Source organism: Mesorhizobium sp. B3-1-9 (assembly GCF_006439595.1).
Taxonomy (GTDB): Bacteria; Pseudomonadota; Alphaproteobacteria; order Rhizobiales; family Rhizobiaceae; genus Mesorhizobium.
In genome coordinates this window covers 1-17,779 of record NZ_VFTJ01000034.1, presented here as the reverse complement: position 1 = coordinate 17,779, position 17,779 = coordinate 1, and the positions used below count along the sequence as shown (strand labels likewise).

The 17,779-nt window shown below is 55.1% G+C and carries 16 protein-coding genes; 5 read left to right on the top strand and 11 right to left on the bottom strand.

Annotated elements, in window-relative coordinates:
• Positions 1-225 precede the first annotated feature (225 nt).
• Complete coding sequence (locus FJW07_RS30710) at positions 226-429, top strand: hypothetical protein (RefSeq protein WP_140860466.1); 204 nt, start codon at positions 226-228, stop codon at positions 427-429.
• Between the two features lie 1,417 nt (positions 430-1,846).
• Positions 1,847-2,071 (top strand): hypothetical protein, encoded by a 225-nt coding sequence (locus FJW07_RS30700; RefSeq protein ID WP_246680920.1) that lies wholly within the window; start codon positions 1,847-1,849, stop codon positions 2,069-2,071.
• A 1,890-nt stretch (positions 2,072-3,961) separates the two neighbouring features.
• Here the strand turns inward: FJW07_RS30700 and FJW07_RS30690 are convergent.
• Both FJW07_RS30690 and FJW07_RS30685 read right to left on the bottom strand, forming a co-directional pair.
• Positions 3,962-4,414, bottom strand: coding sequence for a MucR family transcriptional regulator (locus FJW07_RS30690; RefSeq protein ID WP_140860457.1), 453 nt, complete (start codon positions 4,412-4,414; stop codon positions 3,962-3,964).
• Between the two features lie 97 nt (positions 4,415-4,511).
• A complete protein-coding gene (locus tag FJW07_RS30685; RefSeq protein WP_140860452.1) occupies positions 4,512-5,069 on the bottom strand; it encodes a recombinase family protein in 558 nt (185 codons plus the stop codon).
• Positions 5,070-5,694: 625 nt separating this feature from the next.
• On the opposite strand from FJW07_RS30685, the gene FJW07_RS31865 reads away from it, so the two are divergent.
• Positions 5,695-5,844, top strand: coding sequence for a hypothetical protein (locus FJW07_RS31865; protein ID WP_181182775.1), 150 nt, complete (start codon positions 5,695-5,697; stop codon positions 5,842-5,844).
• Positions 5,845-5,944: 100 nt separating this feature from the next.
• On the opposite strand, the gene FJW07_RS30680 is transcribed toward FJW07_RS31865, so the two are convergent.
• The 4 genes from FJW07_RS30680 to FJW07_RS30665 form a co-directional block, all read right to left on the bottom strand.
• A complete protein-coding gene (locus FJW07_RS30680; RefSeq protein WP_140860447.1) occupies positions 5,945-6,187 on the bottom strand; it encodes a hypothetical protein in 243 nt (80 codons plus the stop codon).
• Positions 6,188-6,196: 9 nt separating this feature from the next.
• On the bottom strand, positions 6,197-6,436 hold the full coding sequence (locus FJW07_RS30675) for a hypothetical protein (RefSeq protein ID WP_140860441.1): 240 nt from the start codon (positions 6,434-6,436) through the stop codon (positions 6,197-6,199).
• An 84-nt stretch (positions 6,437-6,520) separates the two neighbouring features.
• On the bottom strand, positions 6,521-7,219 hold the full coding sequence (locus FJW07_RS30670; protein WP_140860434.1) for a Crp/Fnr family transcriptional regulator: 699 nt from the start codon (positions 7,217-7,219) through the stop codon (positions 6,521-6,523).
• 310 nt (positions 7,220-7,529) lie between these two features.
• Positions 7,530-9,125 carry an RNA-directed DNA polymerase gene (locus tag FJW07_RS30665; protein WP_140860427.1) on the bottom strand — a complete coding sequence of 532 codons (1,596 nt, stop codon included), beginning with the start codon at positions 9,123-9,125 and terminating at the stop codon, positions 7,530-7,532.
• 207 nt (positions 9,126-9,332) lie between these two features.
• Here FJW07_RS30665 and FJW07_RS30660 point away from each other — a divergent pair, with 207 nt between their 5' ends.
• Positions 9,333-10,973: an AAA family ATPase gene (locus FJW07_RS30660; protein ID WP_181182774.1), complete on the top strand. Its 1,641-nt coding sequence runs from the start codon at positions 9,333-9,335 to the stop codon at positions 10,971-10,973.
• Positions 10,974-11,118: 145 nt separating this feature from the next.
• Here FJW07_RS30660 and FJW07_RS30655 read toward each other — a convergent pair whose 3' ends face one another.
• The 4 genes from FJW07_RS30655 to FJW07_RS30640 all read right to left on the bottom strand — a co-directional run bounded on the left by FJW07_RS30655 (position 11,119) and on the right by FJW07_RS30640 (position 16,065).
• Positions 11,119-11,880, bottom strand: a complete 762-nt coding sequence (locus FJW07_RS30655; protein WP_140860421.1) for a DUF4145 domain-containing protein — start codon at positions 11,878-11,880, stop codon at positions 11,119-11,121.
• A 141-nt stretch (positions 11,881-12,021) separates the two neighbouring features.
• Complete coding sequence (locus FJW07_RS30650; protein WP_140860414.1) at positions 12,022-12,723, bottom strand: hypothetical protein; 702 nt, start codon at positions 12,721-12,723, stop codon at positions 12,022-12,024.
• Positions 12,724-12,773: 50 nt separating this feature from the next.
• Positions 12,774-15,266 (bottom strand): N-6 DNA methylase, encoded by a 2,493-nt coding sequence (locus FJW07_RS30645; RefSeq protein WP_140860399.1) that lies wholly within the window; start codon positions 15,264-15,266, stop codon positions 12,774-12,776.
• Between the two features lie 82 nt (positions 15,267-15,348).
• Positions 15,349-16,065, bottom strand: a complete 717-nt coding sequence (locus FJW07_RS30640) for a hypothetical protein (RefSeq protein ID WP_140782049.1) — start codon at positions 16,063-16,065, stop codon at positions 15,349-15,351.
• Between the two features lie 189 nt (positions 16,066-16,254).
• On the opposite strand from FJW07_RS30640, the gene FJW07_RS30635 reads away from it, so the two are divergent.
• On the top strand, positions 16,255-17,055 hold the full coding sequence (locus FJW07_RS30635; RefSeq protein WP_140860391.1) for a hypothetical protein: 801 nt from the start codon (positions 16,255-16,257) through the stop codon (positions 17,053-17,055).
• Between the two features lie 94 nt (positions 17,056-17,149).
• Here the strand turns inward: FJW07_RS30635 and FJW07_RS30630 are convergent, their stop codons facing one another.
• Positions 17,150-17,623, bottom strand: coding sequence for a hypothetical protein (locus tag FJW07_RS30630; protein WP_210239931.1), 474 nt, complete (start codon positions 17,621-17,623; stop codon positions 17,150-17,152).
• Between the last annotated feature and the right edge of the window lie 156 nt (positions 17,624-17,779).

Here is a 17,779-nt window from a genome sequence, read left to right as displayed (position 1 = left end):
GCGACGACAGCGAGATTTGCAAAGAGCGGTTGCCACATGGCGACCAAGGCATCCTTTCGGCGTTGGTATCGGAGACATTGTCCTGACCGGGAACTACCGAAAGGTTACCGTGCAGGAAAATTCGACCTGATGGTTAATCGCCCCGGTTAACTCAAGCATCTTCCGAGATCGCCTTTCCCGTAAGCTTTCTCTAATATATTGGAGGGGAGCTAGGCGGGGAATCCGATGAGGCAGCCCACCAATTTAGATAATCTGCATTTCGTGCAGGCGATGTTGCGCGAACTCCGGCAGTTCACGCAAGCTGATGGGGAACACCTCCTCACCTATCTAATAGACATGGCTTATCTGCAAGCCAGTGACCGCGTGCGGTCGGCTTGGGCAGAACAGAACGACACGACCGCTGAGGCAATGTCGCCGCCTCGGAAGTAAAGAACCAAGTTCGGCTTTCAGAACCACTCGAATGCGTCAGGCACATCGACGTCAACGGGCCAATTGACACCACTGCAGCGCGGCAGTGACATGGCCGCCGAACGGCGCGAGAAAATGCCCACTCTGGAATGAATTCATGCGTACCAGTATCCAATTGAACAGCTACGATAGCATGCTGGGCGCGAAGATGGCGCCAAGTGCAAATGGTTTGATGTCCTCATAGTTTGCCCACTGAAGGATGGCGGCGACCACGAGGACGCCGCCTACCAGACCAAGCGCCGATCATCTGCGAACCCGCTCCCTTCTTATTCATGAAATCATCACAGAACGAACCGCGCATGACGGAAAGCCCGCCGCGTTGGCGCAGCGGACTTTCCCACCGGCTGGAGGCCGGAGAGTGTCACAACGGGCCCCCTGCCTGTTCACACTTCCGTCCTGCAGGCCAGACTATCGCCGCGAAATCATCAAGCATAGTTGGCGCAAATCCCGATCATAGCTGTCTTGACCGCCCAGCACGTCGGCGCAACGCTTCTTCATCCGAGCCAACTGAGTGGCTGACAAGCCAGAGACAGCGCTGACCAAGTTGGGGCTCGTCGGAGTGCTGAGGCTCGTCGGGCTTGTCGCGCTGCTCGGATTGGTTCCAACCCCGACCCCGGCAGTAACGCCGTTGCCGACCCCAACACCGGCTCCGACCCCACTGGTGCCGCCTACCGTAGTGCCTAACCCTGCCGCGACGCCGTTGGCACCGCCCACTGTCGCCCCAGCGCCTGCGTTCATCCCATTGGACCCGCCTAAGGAAGCACCGGCTCCGGCGTTGACGCCACTTGAGCCGCCCAAGGAAGCTCCAGCCCCGGCATTACCACCTCCACTGGCACCGACTGATGCACCGACGCCAATCCCGGCGGCATTTGCCGACACGCAAATAACCGCGATGGCTGCACCGCCCGCCAATGCTTGAGCAAATTTTCCGAAGGTGCTGGCCATGACACTCTCCTGTGGTTGCACTACTAAATGCAACAAGCCATTTGCCTGTTACTCAAATTATTACGTTTTAAGGTATGGACGGGTTTCAACTTAGGAGAATAAGCCGAGCGATATGGTTGCTGCCCGGCGACCGATATACTTTGTATTTTATTGATTCCTGTGCGAGCAATTGTCGGAGCATTCCGAGCGCTCATGCTGCATCCGAGACTGGATCTGGGCGGCCGACCCTCTTTCTCGTCAGCCACCATGTTGCTATCCTGAATTGTAGGTCCGCCGGTCGCTGTCCCCCAAGACTTTGCGCTGTGGGCTTCAAGAGGGTCGGGCTGCCGGGTAGACAGTTCCGACCCTCACCCTATTTCACACAGATTTTTGTTGATTTCTGTAAGCCTTGACCCAACGATAGGCGCTCGGGTTGTAAGGTGGAGTTGGGCTGGTGGACGTTCAAGCCGACCATGGTCGGGCGAGCACCGCTAAAGAGCTTGTCCATGCAGTGCTCCTAAACGCGCCGTTTGGCGAAACGGTTTCGATCAAAGAAACCATCGCTGCCGTCCGCGAACTCGGTCCCGATCTCACCGAGAGCGATTGCCAACTCACCGAACGCATCATGTACGAGGCGATATTGCTGGGCCGGTTCGTCGCCTTCGACATGCATGAATAGATGCGGCCCTACGGCGTTCCTTTGGTTTTCCCCACCGGTCTCGGAACGATTCCCTCACGGGCGAGTTCCGTCCCCTAGGGGCCCCGATTGGATGCCCTACTCAATGTCCATCCTTAACGAGTCTGCCCAAGCTTTCCGGCAGTTGATCACTTCGGAAGACTACCGTCGAAATTTGCGCAAGCAGCTAGGCTTGGCCGTCGGACCGACTCTGCCGACATCTTTCACTGAATTGTTAGGAGCGCTGGATCGGCGGGACGAGGAAACAGATGACGCAAGCTCGTAGGGGCTGGATTGCGCCACTGCATTTCCTCTCGAACGCGGATTGACGCGATTTTGCCGATATGGCCAAATCATACCCCGTTGCAGCGGCACCCCAACGCCCCCGCGTTTAGTCCCCGCCGCTGCAAACGCCCAAGCTCTAAGCCCGGCAGCCCCCTGTCGGGCTTTTTCTTTTCCCTCAACTTTTAGGGAACCGAATCCCAATCGGAAGTTGCGGCCGCTGGGAGGTGGAGAGATCCAGTCATGTCAGCCGAAAACCAGACGATGCCGCTCGTCCAGAAGCTCTTCAGGAAACCGGCATCACGGAGAGGCAAGCGCACGAACTTGTCCTCCCGATCGGCTGGAACTGGAACTCCCTTATGCGAGAGGCGAAGCTCATTCAGGCTGGGCAACGGCCGAGATCGTCCTGAACGGGCCACCTGTCGAGGGTTGACGCCATGGGACGGAATTCCTGTCGTCCTACCAGCCCGCTGGTTTGGGAAGCCGCCCTGCTTGCAACAGTGCTGCGGGCTGTGAGGGTCGGGTCCCCAGGGTAGACGATTCGGCCATCGAGGGAGCGACTTATCTCGACGTGGACTCCGCAGCAGCGGAACCATCGGGCGACTGAATCCTTGTCCTAAAAAGGAGAGGGTCGTGAAACATGCCGAAATCGACGTAATGGAAGTGGGCTGGCTGCTGGCAGTCCCATTTTTCCCTTGCGGTGGTCGTTTTGGTGGCCGGGTTGGTGTTGAGTTGATGGCCCACAAAGCTCGACCACACACCCCTAACCTGACGATGCTGGCTGGCCGTCAGAGGAACCAAGGTCGCCCTTGTGCAGCAGTTCAGGACCACGGTGGGTGCTACAGGCGTGCCTTTCGGCACCCTTCGGATCGGGCATCAGCTTCGCTGCAGAACCAGCGCTCTCCGCTGCCCGTGGAGATCGCCGTCCGGTCGTGAAACTGAGAGATGTCTCCCTCAGTGTTTCGTCCGAAGACATGAAAGAATTGGTTGTTCCGAGCTACTGCGGTTCATTGGGCCTCGATTGCCATGAACAATTCAAAACGGCGCGGGTCAACCCAAACGGATGCGAAGAAGATGCCACGCGGGCTACATCAGAATGACAAGCTTGCCGAGTGGCTGAGGGGACAATTCAAGAACGAGGCGGTACGGCGACATTTGCGTAGCTTGCCGATCTTTCGCGTTGAAAGGTGGCTGCCTGATAGACTTCGTAGTCTCCTAGACCGTCTAGCTCGGAAAGACGGCGGGCCAAAGACGTGAGCTGAAGCCGGAAGTGTCTCAGTTGAAATAGGCGATTCCTCCACGCGTTATCGCCTGCGCCGCGAGGCGAACCATAACTTCCCCTCGAAGGTGAACTTTGAGCGGCTTGAACTTTGAGCGGCTAACTATATCGCCTCTGCCGCCAGCTGCGAGCAAAGCCGATCAGAACTACTCCGGTAGTGCCAAGAAGACAGACGAGTATCCAATTGAACGGCTGCGATAGCATCCCGGGTGCGAAGATCGCGCCCGGTGCCAATGGATTAATGTCAGGGTACTCATATGTGACCCATTGAAGGAAGGCGGCAGCTATGAGGACGGCACCTACCGACTGAAGTAGTGCGACGGAGAGCGCTTTCATTTCGTCCCGCGCTTGGCCGAAGTTTTTTTCGTCGGCTTGGTGCCTACCTTTCGACCGAGCCCGCTTGACTTTGCCAGAGCGGAGCGCTGCGCAGCGTAGTCGGGTGCCACCATGGGATAGTCGCGCGCTAAGCCCCATTTTTCCCGATACTCATCAGGCGTCAGGCCGTAGTGCACACCAAGGTGGCGCTTCAAGGATTTGAACCTCTTTCCGTCCTCAAGGCAAATGATGTAGTCGGGAAAGACCGATCGCTTCGGGTTCACCGCTGGAGCATAAATCGGCTTCTCGGGCTCAACCGGTTGTCCGACCTTCGCGAGCGACGAATTTACACTTTGGATTAGGTCAGGCAGCGAAGCGACTGGCACTGCATTCTTGCTGACATAAGCCGAAACAATATCCGCGGTCAGGCCCATCAACACAGCCCGTGAGTTCGAAACTTCGTCTGCCATGTAAATGCTCCTGGTCGTTAGGGATGGACTTCTCTAGCGAATTCACTCGGAATTGCCAGCCCAGAACTGACTAAATCCGAAGCAGACGGTGCGTCGCCTATCTTGCCGTCCCATGCTCATTCAGAATTCGATAAACCTGCATCCGCGAGCAACCCACCAACTTCGCAATTTGCGTCGGACTATGGTTCTTATCACGAAGAGCCAGCACCTGCCCTCTATCGAGGCGCTGTTTGCCGCCCTTATACACGCCTTCGCGTTTGGCGTGTTCGATGCCTTCTCGCTGGCGCTCCTTGATAAACCGGCGTTCCATTTGAGCAACCATGCCAAGCACCGTCAGAACGATGTGGCCCATCTCGCCCCGCGTCGAAACATGCGGGTCGAGCACGGTGACGAAGGCGCCTTTCTGTTCGCATTCGTAGATGAGGTTGAGCACGTCGCGGGTGTCTCTGCCGAGCCGATCGAGGCGCGTCACCACCAGTTCATCCCCGGGCCGGAGGAACTCTAGAACCGTTGCCAGTTCGGCGCGGCCGTCGCGGCTGCCGCCCGACACCTTCTCTGACCGAATGACCTCGCACCCTTCAGCTTGTAGCTTTGCGAGTTGCGTTTCGAGGTCCTGATCAACCGTGCTGACGCGAGCATAACCAATGCGAGCCATAGCCTGTCACCTCAAGGTCGAAAGGCTCGACGCTACCCTGACGCAAATAGTCAGTGTCAAGGGACCTCTTCGGCTATGAAGACTCGCGTGTAGCTCCTTGCAGCTGGACATGAACGAGGCCTGCCCGATCCGAGGCGGGCTTGTTTCCCGTCCTCGCAGCTCGTCTCTCTAAGGGTACCGGCTTCAACACCTCAGGCCACTTCGAATCATTTTTAGCTACTGCTAACAATTGTGATTCCGCAGGAACTGGTTTCGGCTCAGAACTCGGCTTGGAAAAGATTGGGCGAGCGCGCAGGTCGAAGCATGACAAACCACGCAAGACGCGGCGGCGACCTATTTGAAGCCGCAATGATCGCGGTCATGGCCTTGGCAGCTATCGGAATTATCCTCATCATTGCGGTGGGGATTTACTGACATGGTTCAGCCCGCTGTCCAATCGCCCGTTGAGCGGCAACCTAGGTAGGCACCGAGGGGCAAACAAAAACAGGTTCATCTGGTCGCCCGCTTCGCAAGCGCCAATCAGGCGCTTGGAAATGTTGTGCATCAAGCCGCACTTTATAAATCAACGACATAGAGCGGAACGAACATCAAATATTGTCGTTTGGTCCCTTTTGGAGGCCATCCTATGGCGCAGGAATCGAACCGAAGCCTTGTGCAAAGGTTGCTGGAAGAGACCGGCATAACCGAGGAGCAGGCGCTGGAGGTGATCTCGCTCCTCGGGGCAAATTGGTCCTCGCTGCTTCGAGAGGCGAAAGCCATGAAGGACAAGCTGTAGCCTCCGGAAACACCGCCTGTGGAATGCTTTTGAGTTTCTCGCCCTTTCAACAGCACCGGGGGCCGCGATGGGAACTTAGCGTTCCAAGAAAGGTCTACAGTTAATTCGATCCGGTCCAGGGAACTTTCGCGTCGAATTCGACGACAAATCCCGCATCGATGGCGCTTTGTGCAATGCAATCGCCAAGTTCCCAATCCGTCAGCTCACAAAGCGGAAACAACTCCCGCACGGCGCGGATGACCTCGGATATCGAAACGCTTGGGTTGTCTACGTTGTCAATCAGGTAGCGCACTATCGCCAAGCGATAGTCCGATAAAACAGGCATCGGGGCGAGCGCAGGCATCGCGGGTTCCTATGAGGAGAACTTCGTTTCGGAGCTGTCGGCCGTTGCAACGTCGAAAGCGACGGGAACATGGTGGAGGATGCATGCTGCGGCCAGCATTTCCTCCAACTCGTGGTCGGAAGTTCGGCAGGCTGGCATCAGCGTTCGGATGGCGCGGACAGCTTGTTCGATGGAGAGATACCGGGCTTCGTCTCTCGAACGAACATAGGCCGCTTCTTCGGCCGTGATGGCGTGAAAAGCGTTGGTCATCAAGAACGCCCCCCTGAAACCCAAACCAAAACGATCTACGGGCAACAGGCGACAGCTTTCAAGGCTCTGTCTGTTTCCGGACAATCAGTCGGATGTTATGCGGAAGTGACGTTGCTCCTCCTCGCCATAGCCTCCGTGGGTGAGTTTTATCATTCCGGCCCGGTCAACAATTGTAATCTCACCGCGCTTGGCGTGGATCAGTCCCCGGTATTCAAGCATTTGGAGGGCGGAGGTAACGCCGGGTCGCCGAGCGCCAAGCATGGTCGCCAGAAATTCATGCGTCAGGTGGATTTTTCCCTCAGTCCGGTCGTGGACAATCAGCAACCACCGGGCCAGCCTTTCCTCGATTTTCGAGTGGCCGTTGACCAGCGCCGTTCGGGATGATTGCACGAGAAATGCGTGGGCGTAGCGAAGCAGCGCCTCACGAAGGCTCGGGCTTTCTGCAATAGCACCACAAAGAGTTTCAACCGGCAGACACCAGCCATTGCTGGCCACTTGGATATAGGTTTCGTTGGGAGATCTATCTTGCCCGAGAATGACCGCAACTCCGGTCATACCGTCATGGCCGATGATGCCGACTTCGCTCTGCCGTCCTCCGGTTAAGGTGGCGACCACCGATGCAATACCCATCTCTGGAAAATACACGTGCCCTATCGGTCGATAGGGCTCCTCCAGCCGAGCTTTGATGGGCAGTTCGACCCGATGCATCGAAGGCCGCAAAAGCAAAAAATCCTCTGGAGCGAGGGTTTTCAAAACGTGATTGCGAAGGATGGACTGAGGCATGGCTCTCTCCCTAACGGGCAAGAGCACGTACCTCTTACTGTCGGCGGCATCCGGAAACACTGGCGGCCGATTTCGACAGCATAGGCCTTCGACATCCGGCTTGCAAATGTGTGACGGCCGACGACGGGTCGGCACTTCCGGGCCCATGCCGGGTCGGTTCGCGTCACATCAAGGTTTTAGACTCCACATTGCAGTGTCACAAATGAGCGATATCAACCCAAGCGTTACGCTCGATGTCCCCAGCTATGTTATGTCACGTGGGGCTATACCCCAGCGTGACGATGACCGCCACGTTCAACCTCGACTGTAGCTACTCCTGATGCTCGTCAACCGAAGACTCGAGTTTCGAGATCAGCTTCTCCCGTTGCTTGGCTGCCCATTTCAGGAACAGCGCTCCCGTTGGCATCGGAAACATCGGCTTTATGCCTTGAACAAAGGTTTCGTATTCGTCCTTCGGTAGGCAGCTCGCTCCCCAAATGAAACATGGCTGATCAATCGGCGTGATCTGGCCGAAAGCCGTCTTGTATTTACGAAAGTGGTTCTTGTCCCCCAAGCGCCCACGGATGAGATGGAGCTGGCGACGATCAAGCGACGTACTAAGGCTGCCATCAAGCGCCTTCAGATGACTGGGAGCGAGAGGGACAATACGACGTACAAAGAGCTCCAACAGCCATGTTCGCATCAGCTGTATGCTCGATGCTGGCGGAGAAAGGATTGCTTTGACGACGGTGTCACTCAACTCATCGAAACAACTAAATTCCTCCGCTTCTAGCTCCTGCATGAGGAGTGTCACCTCTTTCGAAAACACGACCAATGTCGAGAAGCTATCGATAATGTACTGAATGGCTTCCGGCGGTTTCGTGATTTTTAAAGCCCGGAAGATGACCTTTATGCGCCCCATATCAAACGAGGCCTTCGCGACCTCCTCTCGCAGATAGCCAATCAGGTTCATTGACTTCAATTTCTCGACGTCGTCCTCGTCCGGCTCATCATCGAAGTAGAGGTCAGACGTTAGCGCTTCTATAGCTGCGCCCTCGGCCTCGTCAGAAATGTCAGCGGTTTGTCGCTTCACTCTCGCTAAGAACTCTGCTCGACTATAAACCTCAGTCTTGGCGACGTTCAGCGAAAGCCCCTCGTTAATGGCTAACTGTTCGGCGATAAACGCTAGCGCATCGTACGGATCTTCGCCTGCGGCTAGAAAAATCCTGAAGTCGTCGACAAATCTTGTGGCGCTGCGGCCATCGCGCTCTAGCGCATTGTCGGTATCGCTCAATGCCAACTCGGCCAGCAACCGCGCGGCAGTGCCACCGACTGGCAGACCGAAAGACTGCTTTGCTCGGATTACCTTGATGTGCTTTTTAATGTATCGCGCTGCGCCGTGTCCTGGCGCGACCTCATCGAGCAGATTCTCGAGCCGGTGGAAATTGACTCGTGCGTAGAAGTCGGAGATGTCGGTCGCGATGACGTGTTCTATACCCGGGTTTCCTTGCACGTACTGCAGCTGCGCCTGCAGCCATTCCTTGAAGGTACGATCCCCCCGAAAGATGCTTCCCTTGTCGTTTAGCGCGTACCGGTAGGAGAAAGCCTCAATGTTGTTCTGAGACGGTCTGTGGCTTTCGATTCGAGGGCCTAGTTCGATCACCGCCGCAAGCAACAGGATTGTGTCCAGATAAGGAAGTTGATGGACAATGCGAAATCCATATCGGCTTTTGGGCCCAAGTGCCTCCACCGCGGTTCCTGGATCGAAGGTATCCAGGTCGAGCGCCACCAACTCGTCAACCACAGATTCAGCTTCCTCGCGCACGAAAGCGAGTTCAGGAAGATGGGGAAAAACGTCAGTGTCCCCATAGCGACACAAGTGCCGTATGGACGTTTGCAGCGCGAATGTTGGGAGACGATAGGCCATTATTGTGAACTTCGTTGTTGCCGTATAGGACTAATCTCGGTGGGAAAGTTATCGTTTGGGTACTAGCAGCGCAAAGGTCGATCGCCTCGTCTCAAGGACTCGACCGTGCTTAATGCTCAGGTAGGCCGTCCGGAATCAATTGAGTTCTGGGGGGGCTCGCTTTTCTTAAAGCGTCCCGGAACCAGACTGCGGCGTGGGGTGAATTCATTGAAAATTTCCCGTGTTCAGATCGCGAACTGGAGATCGATAAAGCACATCGACTTCTACCCGCAGGATATTTGCATACTTGTCGGAGCTAACAACGCAGGGAAGACGAATATCCTGAGCGCGATCAACTTCCTGCTTGGCGAGAGGTGGCCTATGCCGGGGAACTTGGATGACTCTGACTACTATGGCCGCGACCGGGATAATGAGATTCATATACGACTAACGCTTGAGCATCCAAATGTCTCCTCGATTGATTTCGACACATCGAAGGCCCAGTACACTCTTATCGCAATTGATAATCGCGGCTATGGAATTCGGGGCTTTAACAACACTATGCGAGAGGAGCTTGCGTTCGCCTACGTCGACGCGGGTCGGAATTACGACCGACAGTTTTCCAACTCACGGTGGTCGATCTTCGGTCAAGCACTCCGGCATCTGCATGCGACATTGAAGCAGAATGGTGAGCAGCTGGCCAAGCTCAGGGAAGCCCTGAAGGTCGCTCATGAACTCTTACAAACGGATCAGTACAAAGCGTTTGAGAAGGAGTTGAAAGACGCTTTTGCAGCTCAACTGCGAACGGCGCGCTACGACGTCGCCTTTGAGTTCCGGACGATGGAGGAGACGAACCTTTATCGGAGTTTATTCCCGACCCTGATCGAGCGCGGGGTCCCGAGGAATCCTCTGGAGGTGGGCTCAGGCATTAGGAACGTTCTCGTACTCGCTCTCTTTCAAGCTTTTGCCAAATCGTTCAAGGGGGATTCTGTACTCGGCATCGAAGAGCCCGAATTGTATTTGCATCCACACGCGCAGCGTAGCCTGATGAAGCAGTTTGAGGAATTGGTCACAGCGGGCAACCAAATCTTCATCTCGACGCACAGCGCCCATTTTCTCGACGTTGCCCGGAGCGACCGGATCGTTCTCGTGGAGAGGGACGATGACGAGGAGGGGGAAGTCTGTACACAGGTTAAGACGGCGTCGAGTGAGAGCTTGCTTTCTGCCCGGCAGAAGCTCCATCCAACCCGGCCAATCACTTTGTCATCTATGCGCGCCTTCCTCAAGAACGTGCGAACGGCAGAGATGACGGAAGCCTTCTTCGCGAGAGCAGTGGTAGTCGTAGAGGGCCCTTCCGAACGGGAGGCTATTCCAATTCTCGCTCGCAGCTGCTCCATGGATTTTGACGAGCACGGAATCTCCATCGTGTCCGCCGGAGGTAAGACGGCTATCGACACGCTTGCACAGCTATATGAGTGTCATGGGATCCGAACCTACATTGTCTTCGACAATGATGCAGGGAATGCCTCCGAAAAAGCGGCAAACCGCTCATTGTGTCGCTTACTCAATATCACCGAGGTGGACGAACCTCTGGCCTGCGTGAAAGAAGGATACGCAATTCTCGAAGGCAATTGGGAAAAGCAATGCCGGACTCACTTGGAGACAATCCAGGTAGGTCTATACGACGAGTTGGAGGCGAAGGCCCGGTCTGAACTCGGAATCTCAGGCGACCGCAACAAACCTTTGGTCGCCCGGTTCGTCGCGGAGTCTCTTGCCCAGCAGCACCGAATCCCGCAGTTCATGCAGGCCTTGTTGTCGGAGATCAGGAAGAAGCTTCCGTCGGTTCCTGACGCGGGAGTCGATAGCTAGTTAAGACGCGTTTCAAGAGGGATAACGTCGAGATGCGCTTGGCATCCTTACGCCGCAATCGAGCCAAAATCTAACCTCGATGTAACAGGCCCGGTTCATCATTCGCGCCCAAACCGGCGCGCCGAAGATTTAACCTCCGCCCGCCTCAAGGTTTCCGTCGAGGGCGACCTCGCCTCGCTGCGATCTCCTTGCTCTTTCTGGCCAGTTCCTTACGATAGTCCTTCCCGTAAAGGTCTTGCAACGCGACCTGCATCAACTCAAATGCCGTCAACACGTCATCTCGGTCTACGGCTCCGGAATGGCTACCATGGTTACCAATCCAGCGAAGTGCGGTGAGCACGTCACGGTGCTCGGCGCTCCTTTGTGAATAGATCTCGATGCGTCTTGCAAAGGTAAGAGGGACTCGCTTGCCGGTCCGGTTGTACTGCTTAACTCCCTGATCAGTGAGAATGCGCTCGGCTGCAACTCGAAGCTTGTTGGCCGTGGCACCGAGATCGTGCCAAAATAGACTAAAGCTTTGCTTGAGGGCCTCTACGACCGGATCAGGTGTCTCCGGCGGAATTGTCGCTAGAGGTGGGCCGGGGAACATCATATTGGGCTCATACATAGTGATGCTGTCCCAAGTGCCTTCTTGATCTTGGTACGGCTCTTCGAAAGTCTCACCGCACACAACCACCGATTCCTTGCAGCTGCTGCGGTTGCATTCCAAAATTGAGACGAACCGGCGGATGTCCAATACTGCTTCATAGGCAGGCCGTATCGCCTCCAGATCGGCACGGCTACTGGCAGTTGGCTTGGTAACAGTTTTTGTTTTATCGGCCTGCAAGATCCCTGAGCCACAATTTGGGCAGCGGAAAGCGGGAAAAGCCGAGAAGGACCGCGGCCATAGATCTTTCAACTCAGCCATTCAACTTCCTATGCGCAATTTCGCTGTTCTCAGCACCGATCCGACATCCTATTGTTTCGGAAATCGAGCTTGCACTACCGACGGAACTTTTCACCAGATTCCACAAGCAGCGTCAGGCAGAGTCTTCGAGGGTGGTAGCTATTAATCGAAAAGTCCACTGGTGCTTTTGCGCCTTCGTGACGTCTTGACGGCCTTGTCGCTGCTCTTGGCTCCGCTGCGGTTGCGTGACAGTTTTTCGACAAGTAGGTCTATCGCGTCCAATTCCGCGGCTAGTTCGCGTCGAATCTTGGACCGAAGACGGCCAAGGATTCTGGGTTCGAGGTCGGTATGTGTTTCCTCCATAGCAATGCGCTCGGAACGAATGGCGCAGACCTCCCCAAGTCGGGCGATCTCTTCGTGGTCTGGATCGCTAGGTTTGAAGCGAGGAAATGGGACTTTGACGATCGTCTTGTGAATGTCCCGGGGGCCAAAAAGCCCCCGTGATTGAAACTGCTTGATGGCTTCGTTCGCGTAACCCGAATTGATAAACGACGTGAGATAGAAGCCTTCCTTCTTCGACCTCACCTCGCACCAATACGCCGTATGATCAACGATGAAAGGATGGTCGAAAGTCTGACGATCGATCACGACGGCCGACGCGTCGGATGCGGATGAGGTATATAGCACCAGAAATCGAGCCTCTGGGTTCTGGCTGGTAAGCTTGGATTGCCAATCTAGATAGCTTTCTAGCGGGGTATCGCTGTTGCGCTCAGTGCGCTTTGACGCCCAAAGTTCCTCGGCTTGCCTGAACCACGCGCTGGCGAATCGGTATCCCTTTGCCATCAGGGAATCTGCGTCGAGCACCTCGAATTTGTTTCCGACTTGGGCTACCGGGAGCAACACGAGCGGCGGAGCTATGAGCGTGACGGAAGTATGTTTCGCGATATCGCGGTGCGGAAAAATAGGGCGCTTTCGGCTCGCTCGTGTATTTTCAATCCCTTCCAAGGCTTCTTTGCCTCACGATCGGCTGCGTTGGATGTTCTCAGAGCTAAAACACGGTCTGATAGATCCTCACCGTCATCAATGTGCTGATCGATATCGACAAAGAAGAAATTTCGCGGAACGATCGTTGCGCCTTGCGTGAAACTGGAAGTGTATGCGTTCGTTCCAATGAGAGCCTCTCCAGCGTTGGTGGTGATGGCCGATTTTGACCGCTTCTTCGTCGATTGCAGCCGCGAATAGAACCAACGCTTCCTCTCCCAAGTTAGATTGGCGCGCGCTTCTGACAAATGGACCTGTGCGCGTCTCAGGCGACCCGCGACGGCATATCCGTCAATGCCGTGCTCAGGCAAAGCATTCTCGCCTTTATTCTGCCTGCCGTGTTGCGCGAACATCACGCAGCAGGGCACCCGAAAAAGAGGGGCGACATCGTTCAAATCCCAAATCGAATAAAGCCGCAGACCAGCAACATTTCCGGCCCTTGTCGCGTCATGTTGGTCGGCCGACATGAAGCTCCGTGGCAACACGAAGGCTAGGCGTCCACTCCGCTTCATAAAGTAATTGACTGAGTGAGCGAGGAATATAGCTGCAATTTCAAGGTGAGGGAAATTGGCCTTGTTCTCGGGAGTTACCCGGTAGTGGTCAGACAGTGTTCTCAGCAGGTTCTGGTAGTCGCCATTGGACACTCCTGCATAGGTCAGCCACGGCGGGTTACCGACAATGAAATCAAACCGACCCATGAGAAAGATCGGCTTGTACGAATTTTGAAGAATAAATTTCCAGATGCTGTCACGCCCTTCGCTGTTTGCAATCCACATGGCTCGGTATAAGTCATAAAGCTGACTTGGAAGATCCGGCGACTGAGAGTCGTCGAATATCGAAGTTCCCAGATGAAGGAACCTATCTCGCGTCAGCAACTCGCTGTACCGATCGACCAGCTCGTCGCAAAAGGTAACCAACGCATCGAATGCTTCGGGAGCGGAGACCCCGCGAGTGTCTATCGCGTATGAACCATTATCGACCGTCATTTGAAAGGTAGACTCGAACAGATCAGCAGTGCCGCGGGGGACCAGGAGGCTGTTCGCGAGGTAAATATGGAGGGTGACGGGGCGACGAGCCCGGCGCACTGTTTCTCCCAATGCGAGAAGGACAGTGGTCTTCGCAATGAGGACTGATAGCGGGTGAATGTCTATGCCAACCACCTGCTCGGCCAGCTTCTCAGCGCCGAGATCGGGGAATTGTTCTCGCAGCCGAGCGATTCCAGCTCGTAGAAACGAGCCGCTGCCACACGCGGGGTCGAGTATGGACGATGTGCGTTCAAGGGGGAGTTCCTCCATAACTCGTTCGCACAGCCAATCGGGAGTATAGTATTCGCCTAGTGCGTGACGGGTCTCCAGATCAATTAGTTCCTGATATACACCCTTGAGAATGTCCTCTTGAACTTCCGTGAAATCGTATGAATCGATCTGACCAATTTCGCGGAACATGGGTCGGAGCTCTGAAAGGAACTCGTCTGATGCCACCCAATGAAAGAAGTCGTCCTCTACAAATCGTTCCACGTTGAGCCGATCGAAAATTCGGCCTGAAAGTACGTCTCGGATCGTGGTGTCCTCGCTTGCAGTTTCTTTCGTTATTACCGAGTATGCGATGAATTTCGCAAAGACCGAAAGGTAAGTGTGAACGAGGAAGAGCTTCGGCGAATTATCGAACTGCCCGTACGCTATCGACAGAAAGCGATTCCACTGTTCAAAAGCTACAGTGAGTTCGCTTTGTCGCTCCAGAGCGGGCAAACATCGATTTAGCGCTGTGATCGAGTTGATGAACGCACGGGAGGTGTCTCCAAAATTTGCTCGAATGTTTTCGAGTGTCGCAATCTTCCGCTCGTCTGCGAATAGCACTTCATCTAGAAAGAACGGAAACTCCGCGAAGTTGTTGGGCGACAGATCGAAGCTCTGAACCTCGCGTAGCTCAAAACCGCGCCCCATTAACTCGTCCACTTCGACGTGGGACCAGTCAGGTGCGTAGCGTCGCCAGCGAATTCCATCGGTCGCCAGGAGCGTAAACTTATATTCCTGACCGGATCTCCAGTTGCCTTCCAGATATTCTTTCAGCTGTTCGCGAGCGTGATCTCCGGTTCTTGTAAGGTCCCGTTCCCACTCAATGATGACGGCATCTGTCTGGCTGTCCGCCCGACCTCGAGCGGAGCGGCCATCTCTAATGATATTTGCGACCGAGGTCTCTGCCCCGAGCGCAATTTCGCGGATGAAGCTCTGAATCTTTTCGTCCCGTCTGAACACGGTCGTGACGTATGTGAGGAACCGCTCTTTCTTCGCCGCCTCGGAGTTGGCCCTTCGCAGGTCGTGATAAAGTTGTTCGGTCTGAGCGGGGTCGAAGAGACTTTCGAGCACGGGCAACCTCGGAATTTTGACGTGGCAGCCGTAACATGAGACGCTGGCGCGAAGCTATCCTGAGCACAAGGCGGCCGAACGATTAAAACGGGATTTCATCGTCGAGCCCCCCGCCTCTGCGACTGAAGTCTTCGATTTGCCTCTTGGGCGGCTCGACGCGCTTGATATCCTCTGGCGAGGGGATTTTTGGGGGCTCTGGTTCATCGCTTTTGGCGGCTCCGAGAAGCTCATTGATGCGCTTCACGAGGTCGGTAATAGGCTTGAGAGTTTCCGTGCCTTTGTGCACTACATGAGCCAAATCGACAAAGGCGAGCATCGCATTCTCAAATCGGGTTCTAGCCCGGTCCACGTCAGCTTCGAACGCGTTCAGCTTTGCAAAAAGGGAGTTCTTCTTACGGCTATCGAGGTCAGCGGCCTCAAGGGTTTCTCGTATTTGGCGAACTAGATGGTGGATGCGCTCCTTATCCGCTGTATTCAAGTTCACCGAATATAACTTGGTGACCCGGGCCTTTTGGATTTGGATCTGGAGAACCACGCTTTTAACCGCTAGATCGAAGTCGCGATGGACGTTGTAAGTTGACTCCCAATCAGGCAACCTAAAGGAGCCCAGCGCATGAATATGCAGCGCCGTGGCGGCTCCCAAGATGCTGTTCATATGCTCTATGAGGTGAAGTCTGGTATCGTCGTCGTCGCTGCCTCGTACAGCTTCTTTCAGCTTCTGGTCGAAAAAATCAACTAGCCTGACGAACGCCAGTTCAGGATCGTCCGGCAAGCCCTCATAGTCGATGCGTTCCGACATCGTTCACCCCCCACTATGCAGCCTGACAGATAGAGAACGGATGAAGAATCCACAATGGCTGAGTACATTAGCGTCTGTTTAAACCTTCAGCGTTAGCGACGACTTTTCTCAAAGCTGCTATCAAGGAATACGGTCGAACGTCTTCACATCTCTCCCAAAACGCTTGCCTGTGAATGCCCAAGAACCCTGATGTCCAAATCCATCACAACGGAAGGCCGCATTTTCGCTCGGCAAGTTGGCCGAGAAGTAAAGCGCCGCGAATTGATAGGTGCGTCGGCGATCTCCAATGGGAACGAAAGAGAGTTTTGGCCAGCCGCAAAATGGATAATTGGTCGTCTAGATGCCGACACCTCGCCGGTCAAACGCGTGGCCTGCCTCCAGGCCGTAGCTGCCCGCCTAAGGGCCGTACCCGATCATGACAGGGGAGCCTTTGTCGATATCGTTCGATTTGACGGCAAAAGGTCTTGCGAACTTATGTTCACAACGCTTGTCGCCGACGATCACCCGATGGAGGCAATGACAGGTCGGGAGGAGGGCGTTACCGCCCAGTGCCATTATTTCAAAGTTGGCCGTACCGGCCTTGATTTCAACGTCGGGGTTGTGACGGCATATGCTTCCGCACATGCCCTAGGTCGCCTCTGTGAACGCGGGCGTCGTCCGGTTGAAATTGATTACGGCATTGCATTCGTAGGGTTGTGCGGGAGAGCAGGCGTATTTCTTTCCACAGACAAACGGCTCTGGCGGGCGGAGATCAACATCGCCCTCAACGATGATCTCGTCGCAACCGGCTCGACCAAAGTAGCGGGTCAAGGCGAGGTCACAAGCACATTCTTCGATTGCAGAACGGTGCTTCCTCGTGATGCGTGTGATGGTGAGCAAATCGCACAGGCTGATGCTTTCGGTCAGGTATTGGAAGGTAAGTCTACGGTAGCCGCAATTCCTTTCTTGGCTCGGCCTAATGACTTTGTATTGGACACGCTCAAGCGTTGAAGCCAGCCAGCTCTGCACATTGATGGGGCCGATTTGGGCCGTCAAATGGCTAGGTGGCCGAAGGACCCCGGTGTTCACACCTGCGAGACCATGCTCAATCCTGAGCGAGTCCGTATTCGACAAGAATTTGCCCGTAGGCGTTTAGGTGGTACGTAGTGCCACTTCTCGCCGTCGTATCACCTTCAAAAAACGCGAGCCCATCTCCCGTAAGCAGACCGACCGAAAACAATGCATCAGCTATAAGCCGGTTGGTTGGGGAACCGGCTTGAAATTGAGGCAGCGTCTTGAGGTCTTCCACGAACGCCCGATCAACGATCTTCGAGACGCGGAGCGCTTTACTGAGGGGCAATTTGCCTGTGGCGGCCGCGGAGATCAAACGAGCAACGATGACTGGCTTCTCGATATCCTCCATGCGATCGATGAGAAAGAGAATTTGTTCGCCAAACTCCGCGTTTTTCCTTTTTTTGTCTAAGTCGGCGATGAAGGCCTTTCGGTCTGCCAGAGGTGTCTTTTCGAACTCTGTGGCGAGCGAGCGGTTAGTTGACGTGGCAGCCACAACTGCCGACATAGGTTTGGATGCCGCGATCACCTCGGGCGCGCTGGACGGAGTTCCTTTTTTTAGTGCGTTCACCGGCATTGTTCGCGCCGGGATTGCCATTCGCGATTACTTATTCCTGAAAAAAGTGGCCGCCTTTCTTGAGACGTTCGAAAAGACACCTCTGGC

Bases quoted from the DNA above. Each gene is read 5' to 3' on its own strand.
- FJW07_RS30710 (WP_140860466.1), top strand. From the start codon at position 226: ATGAGGCAGCCCACCAATTTAGATAATCTGCATTTCGTGCAGGCGATG.
- FJW07_RS30690 (WP_140860457.1), bottom strand. From the start codon at position 4,414: ATGGCAGACGAAGTTTCGAACTCACGGGCTGTGTTGATGGGCCTGACC.
- FJW07_RS30685 (WP_140860452.1), bottom strand. From the start codon at position 5,069: ATGGCTCGCATTGGTTATGCTCGCGTCAGCACGGTTGATCAGGACCTC.
- FJW07_RS31865 (WP_181182775.1), top strand. From the start codon at position 5,695: ATGGCGCAGGAATCGAACCGAAGCCTTGTGCAAAGGTTGCTGGAAGAG.
- FJW07_RS30680 (WP_140860447.1), bottom strand. From the start codon at position 6,187: ATGCCTGCGCTCGCCCCGATGCCTGTTTTATCGGACTATCGCTTGGCG.
- FJW07_RS30675 (WP_140860441.1), bottom strand. From the start codon at position 6,436: ATGACCAACGCTTTTCACGCCATCACGGCCGAAGAAGCGGCCTATGTT.
- FJW07_RS30670 (WP_140860434.1), bottom strand. From the start codon at position 7,219: ATGCCTCAGTCCATCCTTCGCAATCACGTTTTGAAAACCCTCGCTCCA.
- FJW07_RS30665 (WP_140860427.1), bottom strand. From the start codon at position 9,125: ATGGCCTATCGTCTCCCAACATTCGCGCTGCAAACGTCCATACGGCAC.
- FJW07_RS30655 (WP_140860421.1), bottom strand. From the start codon at position 11,880: ATGGCTGAGTTGAAAGATCTATGGCCGCGGTCCTTCTCGGCTTTTCCC.
- FJW07_RS30640 (WP_140782049.1), bottom strand. From the start codon at position 16,065: ATGTCGGAACGCATCGACTATGAGGGCTTGCCGGACGATCCTGAACTG.
- FJW07_RS30635 (WP_140860391.1), top strand. From the start codon at position 16,255: ATGTCCAAATCCATCACAACGGAAGGCCGCATTTTCGCTCGGCAAGTT.
- FJW07_RS30630 (WP_210239931.1), bottom strand. From the start codon at position 17,623: ATGTCGGCAGTTGTGGCTGCCACGTCAACTAACCGCTCGCTCGCCACA.